The 17,420-nt window shown below is 60.5% G+C and carries 13 protein-coding genes; 5 read left to right on the top strand and 8 right to left on the bottom strand.

Annotation, left to right across the window (positions count from 1 at the left end):
- Positions 1–4: 4 nt before the first annotated feature.
- The 7 genes from BFQ04_RS26315 to aspA all read right to left on the bottom strand — a co-directional run bounded on the left by BFQ04_RS26315 (position 5) and on the right by aspA (position 12,603).
- A complete protein-coding gene (locus BFQ04_RS26315; protein WP_065953290.1) occupies positions 5–4,630 on the bottom strand; it encodes a dermonecrotic toxin domain-containing protein in 4,626 nt (1,541 codons plus the stop codon).
- 358 nt (positions 4,631–4,988) lie between these two features.
- Positions 4,989–6,080: a polyamine ABC transporter substrate-binding protein gene (locus tag BFQ04_RS26310; protein WP_065953289.1), complete on the bottom strand. Its 1,092-nt coding sequence runs from the start codon at positions 6,078–6,080 to the stop codon at positions 4,989–4,991.
- Positions 6,077–7,111: a histone deacetylase family protein gene (locus BFQ04_RS26305; protein WP_065953288.1), complete on the bottom strand. Its 1,035-nt coding sequence runs from the start codon at positions 7,109–7,111 to the stop codon at positions 6,077–6,079. The genes BFQ04_RS26310 and BFQ04_RS26305 overlap by 4 nt, the downstream gene beginning before the upstream one ends.
- Positions 7,112–7,243: 132 nt before the next feature.
- Positions 7,244–8,236, bottom strand: a complete 993-nt coding sequence (locus tag BFQ04_RS26300) for an AraC family transcriptional regulator (protein WP_065953287.1) — start codon at positions 8,234–8,236, stop codon at positions 7,244–7,246.
- A gap of 50 nt (positions 8,237–8,286) precedes the next feature.
- On the bottom strand, positions 8,287–9,264 hold the full coding sequence (locus BFQ04_RS26295) for an asparaginase (protein ID WP_065953286.1): 978 nt from the start codon (positions 9,262–9,264) through the stop codon (positions 8,287–8,289).
- A gap of 76 nt (positions 9,265–9,340) precedes the next feature.
- Positions 9,341–10,786: an alanine/glycine:cation symporter family protein gene (locus BFQ04_RS26290; protein WP_065953285.1), complete on the bottom strand. Its 1,446-nt coding sequence runs from the start codon at positions 10,784–10,786 to the stop codon at positions 9,341–9,343.
- A 392-nt stretch (positions 10,787–11,178) separates the two neighbouring features.
- The gene (gene aspA, locus BFQ04_RS26285; RefSeq protein ID WP_032884466.1) at positions 11,179–12,603 is read right to left on the bottom strand and encodes an aspartate ammonia-lyase; all 1,425 of its coding nucleotides are present in this window, start codon (positions 12,601–12,603) and stop codon (positions 11,179–11,181) included.
- Positions 12,604–12,785: 182 nt separating this feature from the next.
- Here aspA and BFQ04_RS26280 point away from each other — a divergent pair, with 182 nt between their 5' ends.
- Entirely contained in the window at positions 12,786–13,700 is a 915-nt protein-coding gene (locus BFQ04_RS26280) for a LysR substrate-binding domain-containing protein (RefSeq protein WP_065953284.1), read from the top strand.
- 58 nt (positions 13,701–13,758) lie between these two features.
- Here BFQ04_RS26280 and BFQ04_RS26275 read toward each other — a convergent pair whose 3' ends face one another.
- The gene (locus BFQ04_RS26275) at positions 13,759–14,409 is read right to left on the bottom strand and encodes a reprolysin-like metallopeptidase (protein WP_065953283.1); all 651 of its coding nucleotides are present in this window, start codon (positions 14,407–14,409) and stop codon (positions 13,759–13,761) included.
- A 362-nt stretch (positions 14,410–14,771) separates the two neighbouring features.
- Here BFQ04_RS26275 and purE point away from each other — a divergent pair, with 362 nt between their 5' ends.
- From purE to BFQ04_RS26255, 4 genes are all read left to right on the top strand, one after another.
- Entirely contained in the window at positions 14,772–15,263 is a 492-nt protein-coding gene (gene purE, locus BFQ04_RS26270) for a 5-(carboxyamino)imidazole ribonucleotide mutase (RefSeq protein ID WP_003195648.1), read from the top strand.
- Positions 15,264–15,275: 12 nt separating this feature from the next.
- On the top strand, positions 15,276–16,361 hold the full coding sequence (locus BFQ04_RS26265) for a 5-(carboxyamino)imidazole ribonucleotide synthase (protein WP_065953282.1): 1,086 nt from the start codon (positions 15,276–15,278) through the stop codon (positions 16,359–16,361).
- Positions 16,362–16,466: 105 nt separating this feature from the next.
- Positions 16,467–16,712, top strand: a complete 246-nt coding sequence (locus BFQ04_RS26260; RefSeq protein WP_057006311.1) for a GlsB/YeaQ/YmgE family stress response membrane protein — start codon at positions 16,467–16,469, stop codon at positions 16,710–16,712.
- Between the two features lie 77 nt (positions 16,713–16,789).
- Positions 16,790–17,326 (top strand): DUF3299 domain-containing protein, encoded by a 537-nt coding sequence (locus BFQ04_RS26255; protein ID WP_065953281.1) that lies wholly within the window; start codon positions 16,790–16,792, stop codon positions 17,324–17,326.
- Positions 17,327–17,420 lie beyond the last annotated feature (94 nt).

The following is a 17,420-nucleotide window of genomic DNA, read 5'->3' as shown; positions in this document are numbered from 1 at the left end:
GTGATCAGCTGTTGAGGAACAGCGACTTGGCCAGTTGATCACCGATGCTGCTGCGGTGGATTTCTATCATTTCCCAGTCACTGGGTCCGGTGCGTTGGCGAGAGCCACCCAGGCGCTGTTGTTCACGCGTCTTGAGGTGGGCCTTATCGAATCTCTCAAGGGCGGCGCCTTTCGTTGCATAGTGGAAGTGCGCGTACCACAGCACGGCGTTGGTTTCTTTATCACGTACCTCGTACTCGTCCAGGTAGCCCTTTGGAGGCCCTTTGACGGCGCGGCGGCTGAAGGTTTTGCTGATACTTATCAGCCCTTGGCTACGCAGCCACTCCACCCGCGCCGCCGTGGGCGGCTGCTGTTTGATCATGTCGATGTAGGTTGTTCTACCCAGGCGATAAAGCCGCTGTGCTGCGTCGTTGAGGTTGCGCTTGGTCGACGCGGCGGAAGTATGGTCGCTTTCGGTGAGATTGCGCCGGGTCAGCGCTTGCTCGATGTCGTTTGACACATCCTCCAGTTTTTTGGCGTAGGCCTCGTACATATCTTGGATATCCTGGGGCGCGTGCCAGGGTTTACGTGAGAAGCCCTGATACTTGCGGGTTTCAGCCTGCTCGGCATCCAACAGCGTTTGTCCGGTGTTGATGCTGGTATCCAGGTCCACCGTGGCAGGCGGTGGCGGTGGCGGGGTGACCTTTTGCCGCTTGACCCAGACGCCTGGGGTTTTTTCATGAAACGTAGCGAGTACCTTGCCCGTCACGGACGTCCTGACATCGACCAGCGTACTGTCGGACTCTTGGGGCTGGGCTATTAGAATGCCATCGTAGCGTGTCGTGATCACCTTGCGCCGTGGCGCGCGCGTGGCCTTTGAGCTGCCGGGCTTGGGTTCCAGGGCTTTTTTCTCGCGCAGCAGATGCGCCAGGTCGTGAACGGCCCGCCGGCTGAACTCGCCAATTTGCTGTCGAAAGCTTTCCAGGCGAGTTTTCAGCAGAAACTGCGGGTGGTCGGCATGCATGTCCAGCAGACGTTGGTCTGCGCTGGAAAATTGCTCGACCAGGCTGTTGAGCACGTCAATGCGCTCATCCAGCGATGTGTCGCTACCCCGTTCCATGATTTCAGTGAAACTCTCGACGTTAAGTTCGGCTGTATCGACGCACTGGTTCATCTGCTCTCGCAGCGTGGCAGGGATCTGGCTTTGCTCTTCATCGATACACAAGTAGCGACCCAAGCCGATCTCCAGGGATTTGAGCTCAGCGAGGGTGAACGGGGGCAACTCGCTCATGGTTTTTTGAATGACCGCTGCGCCTTCATCTCCCAGCATTTTGAGATCGCTGAAACGGTTGTTGATGAACTCCAGGCGCTTGATGATTGCCAGGTTCAAGGTGGACAGGGTTTGTGCGCTTCGCGCCTGGTTTTTATAGTCAATGCCTGTTTCGGCGTCGAGGATGGGGGACGAAGCCTTCAAGGCCTCGCTATAGCCCACCAATTGTTGCTCCACGACTATCTGAGACAGTTGTATTTGCTGTTTCAGGTATTCACTCATGTTGCGCTGGTAGGTGGGCACGGCATCGATGATGCTCAAGGATTTCAGCTGACTGATCGCTTCATCGTACGCCGTCAGCCGGTTGTCGGCTTTACCTATGAACGCTGTACGCAGCAGGTCCGTGGAAGGGCCGGGGGCGGCGTCCAGTGCAGGCTTTGACTCAAGCACGTCCAGCTGTTGTCTGGCGGCGACCGCATCAAAGGCGTTGAGCTGGGTCATGAGTGCCGCAATGCGCTCAGGCTGGTTGACCTTGACCGCACGCTGACGGTTCCGAAGGCCGCCGCCGCGCAGTCGTAAGCGGATGTCAACGTACCACTGGCCCGCCAGATTGCCGATCAGCGGCGGGCCTGTACGCAACGGTGCCTTCGGGTCGATGATGATGACAATGTCGTTGTCATCCACCCTCACCTCGAACCAACGCGCGGCAACCGGTGCATACCACTTGTCTGCAAGTGGATACAGATTCAAGTGGCGCCCAGGCGTTTTGTTTTGCTCGCCAAGCTTATCGGGTTTGGCGATATTGAAACTGTCGAGTGTCTTGGCCAGGCCCAAGCGGCTATGGCTCAGGGCCCCCAGGATGTGTACGGCGCCTTGGTGCTTGGCGGGCAGTTGGCTGTCGGGAATATTGGCTTGTTGCACAGCTTTATATTTTTTCTTGGTAACCGGTGGTTTACCGGCGGTTTCGATCGTTTTTGACTCGGATCGAGTTTTGCCCTTCGGCGCATCGAACTGTTCCAGCGGGCGAGGATGGCGTAGGGCGATGTGCAGGGTCAAAGCCATGCCCAGGTTGAGGAATACATCCACTAACGCTGTCCACGAGGCTTGTTGATCCCCCTTGTCCACGGCTTCCTCGGTGGCTTGCAGGTCGTCCATGATTTGCCAGACCCAGGCGGCTATTCCGACGGTACGGCCCATGAATGGCAGGGCCGCGTTGAATATTTGCCAGCCGGTGTGTCGAAACGTCGCCCAACGCTTCTGTACAGTGGACACCGACTGGCGGTCCGCCAATTCGACCATCGCGGTGGCGTTGGCCTTGAACAGCGTTGCCAGGGCGTCATTGCCCACTTCTTGATCGGCCAGGGCCACGGGGCCGCTCATGTACAGCAGGGTGAGGGGCTCGACCAGGGCTCGCACCACCGTCCAGGGCGAGGGGAAGGTGTCGGGGAACACGTATTGGGCGTAGTTGAAGCTTTGCGCTTGCGGCAGCCAGGCCAGCACCGATTCGCGCAAGGGGCGGTTATGTTTGATCGCGTACAGCAGGTTTTGCCGTGACGGGTATTGCACCAGCACCGGTTCCAGCAACGGGCGATAAAGCAGGCACGGACCGGCGTTGGCGTCCCTTGGACCGATCACGAACATATTGGCGACCACGTCGCGCTCATTGCCGGGCCGCAATGTGGGCACGAAGGCCAGGGCGCGGATAACAATGAGCTGCCCGTCTACGTGGCGGTCGTATTCATCGGTGTGCATCGCGGCGGCAACGTAGCGGTAGCCGCGCTCATCGATTGCGCCCTGTCTGCGGATTTTCATTTGCAGGGCCAGCAGCGGCAGTTGCAGGCGTAGATGGCTGATATACAGCTGTTGGCGGTGACTGGATTGCACCGGGTCATCGAGCAGTTTCTGTTTGATCAGTGCGGGGTAGTGTTCGCCGATATCAATGTCTTCGATCAGGTCTTTCAAATAGCTGAAGGTCAGCCAGCTGGGGACGCCATTGTTATCGTCGTTGTGGTGCACCGTGGTGTTGCCGGTGGGCAGGCCGGTGAGGTTGTCCAACGTCAGATCGATCAGGCCGCGACGTGTGATGTCCACGCTGCCCGGCACGACGAAGGTGCCCCATACCACCGGGCTTTCGATCACCACCTCGATTTTGTCCAGGTTCAGGCGTGCACCGCCTTTATGCGCCTGGATGCGGCTTTGCAGTTGCGTACGGGCATAGTCCCGAATGGGCGCAATGCCGTCCTGGAATGTTTCGCCGCGATAGTGGGCATGCAGTTGGGCCAGGTCGATCATGTAGCGGCTATAGGCGGCGGTGTCCGAGTCCGACGCCGAGGCCAGCCAGTCGGGCAGTTGTTGATGAACCTCGCGGATACTCGAGAGTTGGTGATCGCTCATCTCTTCGATGCTGGGCACAATGCGGGCGACGGTGGTAGGGCTTGGCTGGTCCTCTGCCGGCTCATCGACCGCGGCTTGGCTGTAACTGCCGATGGCGCGGATTTGCAGCGCGATCAGGGTGCAGGCCAGTGTGTCGAAAAAGTTGCCGGCGGGCTCATACAGGCGCCATTGCAACGTGATATCACGCTGTGGCGCACTGAGCCGGGCTGGCAATGAGGCGCCGAACGCTTCAAGTGACTCGAAGGTTTCATAGCCACTGACCAGCGAGTGCGTCAGGACCAATTGGCGCTCGTCGTGCTCGCCAACCAGTACGGCGATGTCCAGGAAACTGATGTGGGTGGACTCGCCGTCCCACAGTAGGTCGACGTCAACCAGGTAGGCGTGACTCTTGTAGCGATCATTGAGCGAGCGCCTGCCCCGGTCCGGTTCCTGGAACACTTCACGGGCCATGGCCGCATGGTGCTCATCCAGGCCTTGCTCTTCGGTGACATTCCACACTTTCCTCAGCGAATTGGAAAACGTCTGCCAGCGTGGCCTGCTGCTGTCGTCGGAGGCGTTCCAGAAGTTAAGTTGCTGTTCCTGAAAAGCGATGAACAGCAAGTCGGATAACTCGTTGATCAAGCGTGCGATGGCATCGATCTTCACCGCAAGGTGCACAGGCGCCGCCGCGTTCGGCTGCAGCGTGAGGAAGTGCTCGCCATCGATGTAAGTGACCCGCTCGCTGGTCAGCGTTTGATGAGCCAGTACCGAGGTCAGGGACTGGATAACGGCTGGCGCCGGTTCGACAGCGCTGCCCATGACATGCCAGCGCGGGCTGACCACCATCGCCAGGTCGGGATCGATATTAAGGGTGGGGTAGAGTTCTCTGAGTGCCGAGCGCAACGTGGCGGCCGCGACCTCGTGGGTGGTGGGCCCGGTGGTTAACTGGGTGAGCAGTTCATAGGTGCTGGGGGGGCGATGATTGTTGTCAAGTCGGTCGTTGGGCATGTGTTGCTCCTCTGCAATCGCTGGCCTGGACGGGCGTTGAGGCTGTGCAAGGTAGCGATGGCCAGGGAAACTTTTCATAACCCTTGAGCAGCAGCGGGGTCGCAGTCTCCCTGAACGACGCGCCGCTAGAGCGCTGCGTGAGCAGCGCTATCGGTGCATTCGGACGCGGTGTGTGGGTGGGCGTGGTAGTTGAAGCGGCGGCGTTCATGGTGAGGCTTCCCTGTCTGGCCGTTTGGTGGAACTAGCCTGAGGTAAAGGCTAGGCGTTCCATGCTAGGGCGCGGCCACACAGAGAGGCGGTGCTTAGATAGGCCCACCTTCACGAGCGCACTGGAAGGCGCCCGTCAAATCAAGGTGTTTCAGGTGCCGGATTTGATCTTGGTCCAGGCCCTTGTCCTGGCGCGTTCGGCTTTGCTGTCCAGGGGCTTTAGGGTATAGAGCGTCGTCATGGCCGCGTCGGTCGGGTACAAGTTGGGGTTGTTGCGTATCGCCGGGTCGACCCACTCGGTAGCGTCCTTGTTCGGGTTGGGATAGCCGACAAAGTCGCTGACCGGTGCGATGACGTTGGGTTGCAACAGATAATTGATGAACGTGTGGGCGTCGCCCGGGTTTTTAGCACCCTTGGGGATGGCGAGCATATCGAACCAGATCGGCGCGCCTTCCTTGGGCAGGCGCATATCCACGGTCACGCCGTTCTTGGCTTCCTTGGCGCGGTTGGCGGCCTGGGAAAAACTGCCGGAATAACCCACCGCCACACAGATGTCGCCGTTGGCGATATCGGCCATGTATTTGGAGGAGTGAAAGTAGGTGATGTACGGACGGATTTTCATCAGCAGTGCTTCGGCCTTGATGTAGTCCTTGGGGTTGCTGCTGTTGGGGTCCAGGCCCAGATGCTGCAAGGCCAGCGGCAGGATCTCCGAGGGCGAATCCAGCAGCGCGACGCCACATTGCTTGAGCTTGCTGATGTTTTCTTCCTTGAAGATCAGGTCCCAGCTGTCCACTGGCGCGTTGTCGCCCAGGGCCGCCTTGACCTTGGCCGGGTTGAAGCCGATCAGGATGGTGCCGTACATGTAGGGCACGGCGTACTGATTGCCGGGGTCGTTGGCTTCGATCAGCTTCATCAGCTTGGGGTCCAGGTGCTTCCAGTTGGGCAACTGGCTACGGTCCAGGGGTTGGAACACGCCGGCTTCGATCTGCTTGGCCAGGAACACGTTGGACGGCACGACCACGTCATAGCCGGAGTTGCCGGTGAGCAGCTTGGCTTCCAGCGCCTCGTTGGTGTCGAAGATGTCGTACACCAGCTTGATCGACGGGTTCTGCGCCTTGAAGTCCTCCAGGGCCTTGGGGGTGATGTAGTCGAACCAGTTGTAGACCTTCAGGGTTTTCTCTTCGGCCTGTGCCGCGCCGCTGGCGACAGCGACGCACAGGACGAGCGATTTGAGTATGTTCATTGGGCTGCTTCCTCGAAACCTTCAAGCACGTTGACGGCGTTGATACCGATTTCTTCTACGGCGTAGCCGCCTTCCATCACAAACAGTGTCGGCTTGCCGAGCTGCGCGATGCGACGACCCATGACCAGGTAGTCCGGGCTGTCCAGCTTGAATTGCGAAATGGGGTCGTCCTTGAAGGTGTCCACGCCCAGGGAGACAACGATGACATCGGCACCGTAGCGCGCGATCTCGGCACAGGCTTGTTCAAGCGCGGCGCTCCAGGTTTCCCAGCCGACGCCGGCCGGTAACGGATAGTTGAAGTTGAACCCTTCTCCCGTGCCCTCGCCGAGCTCATCGGCATACCCGAGAAAGAAGGGGAACTCTGCCTCCGGATGGCCATGGATCGAGGTGAAGAGCACATCGCTACGCGGGTAGAAAATCGACTGCGTGCCGTTGCCGTGGTGGTAATCCACATCGAGGATGGCGACCTTTTTGCAGCCCTGATCGAGGAACGCCTGGGCGGCGATGGCCGCGTTATTGAGGTAGCAATAACCGCCCATCAGGTCGCTGGCGGCGTGATGCCCTGGCGGGCGGCACAGCGCAAAGGCACTGTGGGCGCCTTGCACGATGGCGGCCTGGGCGGTGAGGGCGACTTGCGCCGCGCTGTAAGCCGCTTGCCAGGTGCCGGCGGTGATCGGCGCGCCTCCATCGAAACTGTAATAGCCCAGCTGGCCGTGCAGGCTGGCGGGAATCACGCGGCGCAACGTGCGAGCGGGCCAGGTGTAGGGCAACAGGTCGCCGTCCTGGCCGTACTCGGTCCAGCGTTGCCAGGCGCCTTTGAAGAAGTCCAGATAGTCGCTGCTGTGAATACGTTGCAGCGGCGCCAGACCGAAGTCCTGCGGGGCCTGCACGGGCCCCAGGTCACGGTCCTTGACGCGTTGCAGCACGTGGTTGGCGCGCGAGGGCATTTCAAAGCAGGGCATCAGTTGCCCGTCCATCAATTCACAACGGCCGTGGTGCAGGTGGTGATCGTCCGAGTAGATCGTCAGCATTTATTGTTCTCCGCAGGCGGTATCGGTGCCTGCAGTCTTGCGGCGGACGCGGTTTATGAGAATGGCAGGAGCGGCCAAAAGGGGATAAATATGGCCAACTTATGTGTCCGCAATTGGCCCCTGATTGGGGCGTCATGCGCGAAATTGGCTCGGCGCTACGCCGCTCCAGCGTACGAACGCGTGCCTGAAGCTGGCCGTCTCACTGAACCCCAGCGTCTCGGCAATCCGGTGGATTGGCCACAGGCCGTCAGCCAATAGCTGTTTGGCGCGTTCAAAGCGCAACTCATCGAGCAGCTCCTGATAGCTGCAGCCCAGGTCGTGCAAGTGTCGACGCAGGGTGCGTGCGGAGCAGTTCATTTGCCGGGCCAGGCCATCCAGCCCGGGTGCGGCATGCAGTTGCGCGGCCAGCAACTGACGGATCCGCCCCAGCCATGCCTCGCGTCCGGTGAATTCGGTGTTCTGTTTCCGGCAACGCTCGACCATGGCCTGGTGGGTCACGGTGTCGGCCAGTGGCAGAGGCTGGGCAAGCCAGCGTTTATCAAAGGCGAATGCATTGGCCGTGGCCTGGAACTGCAGTGGGCAATCGAAGCTCTCGACGTAACGCGCTTGATAATCCGGCGCGTCGTACTCGAAACGAGCGCCCAACAAGGGCAGTGGATGGCCAAGCAGGTCGTCACAGATCACCTTCAGCGACCCCAGGCACAACTCGACATTGAAGGCCGTCAGTGCAGGGCTCTCGCGGTAATCGCCAGCGGTGAACCAGACACGTTCACCGTCCTCCTCCAGGCTCAGTTCGAAGAGTGTTCCCAGCAGCGCCGGATAACGCAGGGCCAGGCGCAAAGCGTCACCGAAAGTGGCACTGGTGAGCAGGGCATAGCCGAGCATGCCGTAGGAGGAAACATGCATACGCCGCCCCACGATCAGGCCGATATCGCGCTGCAGGGCCACGGCGTTGGCGCACACTTGCATCTCCTGGTGCGTGGCGATACGCGTGTCGGCGCGGCGCAAGTCCGCTGCGCGGATGCCGCTGCCGGCCAATAACGCTTCATGGGGCAAGCCTTCGGCCTCGAAGGTACTGAGCACCAGGGACACGGCATTGAGGGTGGTGAGATGGGAGTGCAGCATGGGGACTTCCAGCCTTGGGTAGGCTGGAAGTGGAGCAAATTACATGCCGGTCAGTTCAGTTCGCCGCACAGGTCCAGTTCCACCAGGCGCCGGATCTCGCTGGTTTGCAATCCGGCCCCGAGCAGGGCGTTGAGCTTGCCGAATACCGCCTCGCGGGTCATGCCGCCACCGGACAGCACGCCCACACCGCGCAGGCGGCTGCCGGCTTCGTAGACGTCCAGTTCCACGCCGCCTTCATGGCATTGGGTGATCGCAACCACCACTACATCCTGATCCTGCGCACGTTGCAGGCTGGCCAGGAAGGCCGGGTTGTCACTTGGGCCGGTGCCGCTACCGAAGCATTCGAGCACCAGCGCCTGGATGCCGCTGTCGAGCAGCGCATCCAACAGGTCGGCGGCGATGCCCGGCACCAACGGCAGGACGCCGACCCTGGCGACGGACTTGGGTTGGCGGTAATGCAGGGCAGCAGGGATCATGTCGGCTTGGGAGACGCCGCCGTTACGTTGCAAGGCTGCGAACGGATGGCGACCAAAGCTGCGGATCTTCGCGCACCGGGTTGGCGCCATGAGTGCGCCGTGGAAATACAATTGCACGCCAGGTGCCAGGCCTTCCCCCAGTGCCGTCAGCGCACCGCTGACGTTTTCCCAGGCATCACTGTCGGGCACGCCTGCCGGCAACATCGAGCCGGTGAACAGTACGGGTGCCGGCAGACCGAGGAGTTGAAAACTCATGGCCGCCGCGCTGTAGGCCAGGGTGTCGGTGCCGTGCAGGATCAGCACGGCGTCGCAGCCGTCGTCCACGGCCTCGACGACGGCGCTGCGCAGGTGCTGCCAGTAGGCAGGGGTCATATTGGCGCTGTCGATCAGCGGCGACATCTCCCGGAAGCGCCACGTGGGCACGGGTGCGTCGGCCAGTTGCTCGCGCATACGCGCCTCAAAACCGGAAGCGGGTGCCAGGCCATTGGCACTGGCCTGCATACCGATGGTGCCGCCGGTGTAGAGCACCATGACGTTGTTGGCTGGTTGCATGAAAAATCTCCTGAACGAAAAACGCCGCCGGGCCCAGAGCATGCCCAAGGCCGGGCGGCGTGTCATCTAGCGGTGATTAACGTTGCGCCTGGGCGCTCAGTTCAGGCGACGGCGCTGCTTCGGATTTTACCGGGTTGGCCGGCCAGGCCTTGCGGTCCAGATCCAGGTCAGGGAACTGGCTGGAGTCGAACACCGGGGTCTTGATGCCCGCTGCGCGCTGGTTGTCGTAGTCGTTGAGGATGCGCATGGCGATCTTGAACAGGAACGCCAGGGCGAACAGGTTGACGAACGCGAGCATGGTCATGGTGATGTCGGCGAAGGCGAACACGGTGCTCAGGTTCTCGATCGAACCCCAGAAAATCAGCACCAGCACCAAGGCGCGATAGCCCATCAGCACCTTGCGGTTGTTGCCGACCAGGAAGCGCAGGTTGCTCTCGCCCAGGTAGTAGTTGTACATGATCGAGGTGAACACGAACAACGCCAGGGCGACCGAGATGAACATGCGGCCCCAGTCACCGACCACGGCGGCCAGGGAGTTCTGGGTCAGGGCAATGCCGTCGCCTTCAAAGCCCGGGGTGTAGAAACCGGACAGCAGGATCAGCAACGCGGTGCAGGTGCAGATCACGAACGTGTCGAGGAACACGCTGAATGCCTGCACCACACCTTGGGCAATCGGGTGTTCTACCGAAGCGACAGCCGCCACGTTAGGCGCGCTGCCTAAACCTGCTTCGTTGGCGAACACGCCGCGTTTCACGCCCATGATGATCGCGCTGCCCACCAGGCCACCGAAGGCCTGGTCGAGGCCGAAGGCGCTCTTGACGATGGTCGCGAGCATGGCCGGCACGTGGTCGAATTGCAGCACGATCACGTACAGGGTCACTGCGATGTAGACCAGCGTCTTGACCGGCACCAGCAGGTCGGCAATCGACGCAATACGCTTGATCCCGCCGATGAATACCAGGCCCAGCAACACCGCCAGCGCGAGGCCGGTATAGGTGGTGTCGAGACCGAAGGCGTTATTGAGCGAGTGAGTCACGGCGTGGGCTTGCAGGCCGTTGAAGGCAAAGCCGAAGGTCACCAGCAGCAGGAACGCCATGACCATCCCCAGCCAGCGTTTGTGCAGGCCGTGCTGGATGTAATAGGCCGGGCCGCCACGGTAGGTACCTTCCGCATCGGTGCGCTTGTACAGCTGACCCAGGGAGCACTCGATAAAGCTTGAGGACATGCCCACCAACGCAGTGACCCACATCCAGAACACCGCACCCGGGCCGCCCAGGGTCACGGCAATGCCGACGCCGGCAATGTTACCGGCACCGACGCGGCCCGCCAGGCTGAGCATCAGTGCCTGGAACGAGCTGAGTTGACCGGAGCTGCTTTTCAGGCTGTCTTTAAACACCGAGAACATGTGGAAAAAGTGACGCAGTTGAACGAAACGCGAGCGGATCGTGAAATAACCGCCGAGCCCGACAATGAGCACGATCAGTACTTTCCCTGAGAGGAAGTCGTTGATGACTTCGAGCATGGAGTGTTCCTCGCTGATTTTTCTAATGGCAAACGCAGGACGGTCCGATACATCGCTCGGCACCAGGCAGTGCACGACGCTTCGATCCCGATCCTTTTGCGGGTGTTGTTATTCATGCGCTTTCGCGTGGTATCCGGGCCTCGTTACCGATTGCCGCAGACGCGAAGAGGGGCGGCACTATACCTAGGCGAGCGTGATCCGTCTGCACGGCCTGATTAAAGGTTTCAGCGAAGCGGTGACAGGGGAGGTGGGTAAGCGGTGCGATATTGGATTTTTTATAAGCGTCATGAGCAACCTCAAGGCAAAAAAAAGGGCCTGAAGAACGAGCCTTCAGGCCCTCAAAAGGTGAGAGGTGTCTAGTCCCTCAACCTGGTGAGCGGTGCAACAAACACTTAGGCCTTCAGTGGGACCAAGCGTGGAGCGATCATGTTTTCGGGGCGCAGGATGTCGTCGAGCATGGCGTCGTCGAGCAAGCCTTCTTCACGCACCAGTTCCAGCACGCCGCGACCGCTTTCAAGGGCGATACGCGCAATGCGGGTGGCGTTTTCATAGCCGATGTAGGGGTTCAGCGCGGTGACCAGGCCGATAGAGTGCTCCACCAGCTCGCGGCAGCGCGCTTCGTTGGCGGTGATACCGACGATGCAGTGCTCGCGCAGCATGTCCATGGCGCGTTGCAGCAGGCGGATCGAGTCGAAGATCTTGAAGGCGATCAGCGGCTCCATCACGTTCAGTTGCAGTTGGCCGCCTTCGGCCGCCATGGTCAGCGCCAGGTCGTTGCCGATCACCTGGAAGGCCACCTGGTTGACGGCTTCCGGGATCACCGGGTTGACCTTGCCGGGCATGATCGAGCTGCCCGGCTGGCGTGCCGGCAGGTTGATCTCGTTGATGCCGGTGCGTGGGCCGCTGGACAGCAGGCGCAAGTCGTTGCAGATCTTCGACAGCTTCACGGCGGTACGCTTGAGCATGCCGGAGAACAGCACGAAGGCACCCATGTCGGAGGTGGCTTCGATCAGGTCGGCCGCCGGTACCAGCGGCTGGCCGCTGATGGTGGCCAGGCGCTGTACGGCCAGGGCCTGGTAGCGTGGGTCGGCGTTGATGCCGGTGCCGATGGCGGTGCCGCCCAGGTTCACTTCGGTGAGCAGCTCCGGCGCCAGGGTTTTCAGGCGGGCCAGGTCTTCGCTCAGGGTGGTGGCGAAGGCACGGAATTCCTGGCCGAGGGTCATCGGCACGGCGTCTTGCAGTTGGGTGCGGCCCATTTTCAACACATGCCCGAACTCGACACCTTTGGCGGCGAAGGCCTGGATCAGGCTGTCGAGGCTGGCCAGCAACGCGTCATGGCCCAGCAGCAGACCCAAGCGGATCGCGGTCGGGTAGGCGTCGTTGGTCGACTGCGCCATGTTCACGTCGTTGTTGGGGTGCAGGTACTGGTATTCGCCCTTCTGGTGGCCCATGGCCTCCAGCGCGATGTTGGCGATCACTTCGTTGGCATTCATGTTGGTTGAAGTGCCGGCGCCGCCTTGAATCATGTCCACCACGAACTCTTCGTGGAAGTCGCCACGGATCAGCCGGGCACAGGCTTCGCTGATGGCAGCGTGCTTGGCTTCGCTGAGCTGACCCAGTTCGCGGTTGGCGTCCGCCGCTGCTTGCTTGACCATTGCCAGGCCGACCACCAATTTCGGGTAATGCGAAATCGGAACGCCCGAGAGGCGGAAGTTGTTCACCGCTCGCAGGGTCTGGATGCCGTAATACGCTTGAGCCGGTACTTCGAGTACGCCAAGCAGGTCTTTTTCTGTACGGAAAGATGCAGCAGAGGACATGACGGAAATCATCTCGATAGGGACCCGGAACTGGCCGGAACGCTGCGAATGCTAGGCTTGTAGAACTTTTTGGGCCAATGCTGTTAAACACTGGCCTATGCACAAACGGCATAATGTGGATGTGACCCGGTTACCATGACGGGCGTGTGTGCCAAAATGGTGCATTCCCGTGGGAGGCAGTGATGAACCTTGAGAGCAAATGGCTGGAAGACTTCAGCGCCCTGGCGGCAACGCGCAGCTTTTCCCAGGCGGCGGAGCGGCGCTTTGTCACCCAGCCGGCGTTCAGTCGACGTATTCGCAGCCTGGAAGCGGCGCTGGGGTTGACCCTGGTCAATCGCACACGCACGCCGGTGGAACTGACGGCGGCGGGGCAATTGTTCCTGGTCACCGCGCGCACGGTGGTCGAACAACTCGGTGAAGTGCTGCGCCATTTGCATCATCTGGAAGGCGGGCAGGGCGAGGTCATGCAGGTGGCGGCGGCTCACTCCCTGGCATTGGGTTTTTTCCCGCGCTGGATCGCCCAGCTGCGCAACGAAGGTTTGAACATCGCCACGCGGCTGGTCGCCACCAACGTGGGTGACGCCGTGCACGCCCTGCGCGAAGGCGGCTGCGACCTGATGCTGGCGTTCTACGACCCGGATGCCGCCATGCAGATGGACGCCGAGATCTTCCCCTCCCTGCACCTGGGCAACACCGAAATGCTCCCGGTGTGCGCCGCCGATGCCGACGGCAAGCCGCTGTTCGATCTTGAAGGCGAGGGCAGTGTGCCGCTGCTTGCCTACAGTGCCGGTGCCTTTCTCGGGCGCTCGGTGAACCTGCTGCTGCGCCAGCGTGCCCTGCGTTTTACCACCATCTATGAAACCGCCATGGCCGACAGCCTCAAAAGCATGGCCCTTGAAGGCTTGGGGATCGCCTGGGTGCCGCAATTGAGCGTGCGGGCGGAACTGGCTCGAGGCGAACTGGTGGTGTGTGGCGGGTCGCAATGGCATGTGCCGCTGGAGATTCGGCTGTATCGCTGTGCGCTGGTGCGCAAGGCCAATGTGCGGTTGTTGTGGCGCAAGCTCGAGAGTGGCATCGCAGTGAGTTCCTCCGCATGAGCGGAGGAAGGCCAGTGATCGAATCGATGGGCGTAAAACGGTAAAAGAGGTGTTGGTATTAATCTTTGCTGGCCAGGTAATTCTTGATATTTTGCCGATTGGCGGGGCTGAACGTGTAAGTGGTGGAACTGCTACTGCGGGGTGCCATATAGGTATACGTCTTGATGTCCTCGTACCAGGTTCCGAATACCCAAGCTTCTAGAAGTTTAAGGCCGCTGGCCCAGCGGCGCTTTAAATGAACTTCAGAGTCGTCATGTCTGGCCCCTAATAAATGACCGATCTCATGGGCGATAACTTCTGGCGAGACCAATGATGCGATGGCGAATGTTCCGCCCTGGGTTTCCCCATGCGTGCTCGCGAGGCCTAAAACCGTATTATTTAATTTGTCGTTGGTGACGAGAACGACTTTGGTCAGATCATTGGTTTCCAGGCCCTCTTGTGTCATGTCGTCGAGAAGTTGAGTGCCGAGAGTTTGCCAGCGTGTTGCCGCGTCCTCAATATCGTCGCCTTTGTATTCCATGTTGCTGTGGGGCTCGCCCTGGGTGAAGACGACATTGATTTTCCGCTCTGCGAAGCTTTCCAGTTCTTTTACGAGTGCGTGAAAAAAATCAGCGTAAATGGTCTTTCGTTTTGCCGGCGTCACGTCATCATGCAGGACGGCGATAATAGTAATGTGTTTGCTAGGTGTGCCTTCGGTTGTCGACGTCATCTTTCAAACCTTTCAAGGAGTTCCAGGTTATTGATAGTGAATCAGGGTCCGGCGAGTTTATTAAATGAAGGTATTGCCCCAGGTGGTAATTAATTCTCGACGGTAATGCGGTCTGGCGAGTGGGCATGAGCGTGGTGTTTTGGCGTGCGCCAGTGACTGACCTGAGAGTCAATAAATCGCTCGGTGGCAACGGATGACAGATGGTCGTGACAGGGGCTGTTTATCTGGATTATTACGGTATACTGCGCGGCCTTCGGCCGGTCCAACCGGCCTGATTTCGTACACCAAGCCACGCCGGATTTCCCGCGTGGCTTGTTGTTTTTTGACGCGCCTGCGGGCGCCCAGAGAGAAGAGGCACGACGATGAGTGCATTGGTTGGCGTGATCATGGGCTCCAAGTCCGATTGGTCCACCCTTAGCCACACCGCCGATATGCTGGAAAAACTCGGCATTCCGTACGAAGTGAAGGTGGTCTCCGCCCACCGCACCCCGGACTTGCTGTTCCAGTATGCCGATGAAGCAGAATCCCGTGGCATCGAGGTGATCATCGCCGGTGCCGGCGGTGCGGCGCATTTGCCAGGCATGTGTGCAGCCAAGACTCACCTGCCCGTGCTGGGTGTACCGGTGCAGTCGTCGATGCTCTCGGGCGTGGATTCGCTGTTGTCCATCGTGCAGATGCCGGCCGGCATCCCGGTGGCGACCCTGGCGATCGGCAAGGCCGGCGCGATCAACGCCGCGTTGCTGTCCGCCAGTATCCTGGGCGCCAAGCACCCGCAGTTCCATGCGGTGCTGAAAAAATTCCGTGCTGAGCAGACAGACAGCGTGCTGGACAATCCAGACCCACGCATCGCCTGAGGGTGTTGATTGATGAAAATCGGTGTAATCGGTGGCGGCCAACTGGGCCGCATGCTGGCTCTGGCGGGAACCCCGCTGGGGATGGATTTCGCTTTTCTGGACCCGGCGCCGGACGCTTGCGCGGCCGCCCTGGGTGAACACCTGCGCGCGGACTACAGCGACCCTGATCACCTGCGCCAACTGGCCGACGAAGTTGACCTGGTGACCTTCGAGTTCGAAAGCGTACCGGCCGAAACCGTGGCTTTCCTGTCGCAGTTCGTGCCGGTGTACCCGAGCGCTGAAGCCCTGCGCATCGCGCGCGACCGCTGGTTCGAGAAAAGCATGTTCAAGGACCTGGGCATCCCGACCCCGGCCTTCGCCGATATCCAGTCCCAGGCAGACCTGGACGCCGCCGTCGCCAGCATCGGCCTGCCGGCCGTGCTGAAAACCCGCACCCTGGGGTATGACGGCAAGGGCCAGAAAGTGCTGCGCACCGCTGCCGATGTGGCCGGTACCTTCGCCGAACTGGGCAGCGTCGCCTGCCTGCTGGAAGGCTTCGTGCCGTTCACCGGCGAAGTCTCGCTGATCGCAGTGCGCGCCCGTGATGGTGAAACCCGCTTCTATCCGTTGGTGCACAACACCCACGACAGCGGCATTCTCAAGCTGTCCGTGGCCAGTACCGACCACCCGCTGCAGGCCCTGGCCGAAGATTATTCCAGCCGTGTGCTCAAGCAGCTGGATTACGTCGGCGTGATGGCATTCGAATTCTTTGAAGTCGATGGCGGTCTCAAGGCCAACGAGATCGCCCCGCGCGTGCACAACTCCGGGCACTGGACCACCGAAGGCGCCGAGTGCAGCCAGTTCGAGAACCACCTGCGGGCGGTGGCGGGCTTGCCGTTGGGCTCCACGGCCAAGGTTGGCGAGAGCGCCATGCTCAACTTCATTGGCGTGGTGCCGCCGGTTGAGCGAGTCATGGCGATCGACGATTGCCATGTGCATCACTACGGCAAGGCCTTCAAGGCAGGGCGCAAGGTGGGTCACGCCAACCTGCGCTGCAAGGACCGCGCGACCCTGCAGGCGCAGATCCTCAAGGTCGAAGCACTGATCGCCGAACAATAAGCTGCGTCGCCGTGGGAACCATTAAGGCTCGGCGTCCCTCTGATTGCAGGATGCCAAAGTCTGACTAGGCTTTGGCATGACTCACACCAATCAGAGGGAAATGCCATGGGTATCATCGGAACCATTTTTATCGGCTTGATCGTCGGCCTGCTGGCGCGTTTCCTCAAGCCTGGCGACGACAGCATGGGCTGGATCATGACCATTCTGCTGGGTATCGCCGGCTCCCTGGCTGCAACCTACGGTGGCCAGGCCCTGGGGATCTACCAGGCCGGTCAAGGCGCGGGCTTTATCGGTGCGCTGGTCGGCGCGATCGTGCTGCTGGTGATCTACGGCCTGATCAAAAGAAAGTAATCAGCCGACAAAGTCCTCTGCGCTGCGCAGGCGCAGAGGGCTAGAATGCTCGCCACTTGTACTTGCCGAGCCTCTCCATGCGCCGTCTTCTGTTGACTCTCCTCTTGCTGGCCCCAGGCCTGGCCCACGCTGGCGAACTGCCGGAAACCGACTGGCTCGAGCTGATGCCGCTGTCGGATCAGAAAGCCCTCGAAGCCATGCCCGAGATCGATCACAACTCGCCCGAAGCCCAAGGCACCTTTACCGACAAGGGCGGCCTGAAACAGAGCAAAGGCTTGCCGGCGGTGATGTATTCCACCAAGACCGTGCCGGCCATGAACGGCAAGCACATCCGTATCGGCGGCTACCCAGTGCCGTTGGAAACCGATGCCAAGGGCCGCAGCACGCTGTTCTTTCTCGTGCCATACCCCGGCGCGTGCATCCATGTGCCGCCACCGCCGCCCAACCAACTGGTGTTGGTGCGCTATCCCAAGGGCTTGAAGCTGGATGATATCTACACGCCGCTGTGGGTCACCGGAACCTTGAAGGTGGAGAAGGTGAATAACGACCTGGCGGATGCGGCGTATGCGCTGGACGCAGGGAAGGTGCGGGTAGTGAAGGAGTCCGATCTCTAAAAGCCAACACATAACAATGTGGGAGGGGGCTTGCTCCCGATTGCGGCATGCCAGTCAAACATGTTCTGACTGAACCACCGCTATCGGGAGCAAG

The organism is Pseudomonas sp. 37 R 15 (genome assembly GCF_900004865.1).
Classification (GTDB): Bacteria; Pseudomonadota; Gammaproteobacteria; order Pseudomonadales; family Pseudomonadaceae; genus Aquipseudomonas; species Aquipseudomonas fluorescens_AM.
Note: the sequence above shows the minus strand (reverse complement) of the source record. Positions and strands in the feature narration are given on the sequence as shown.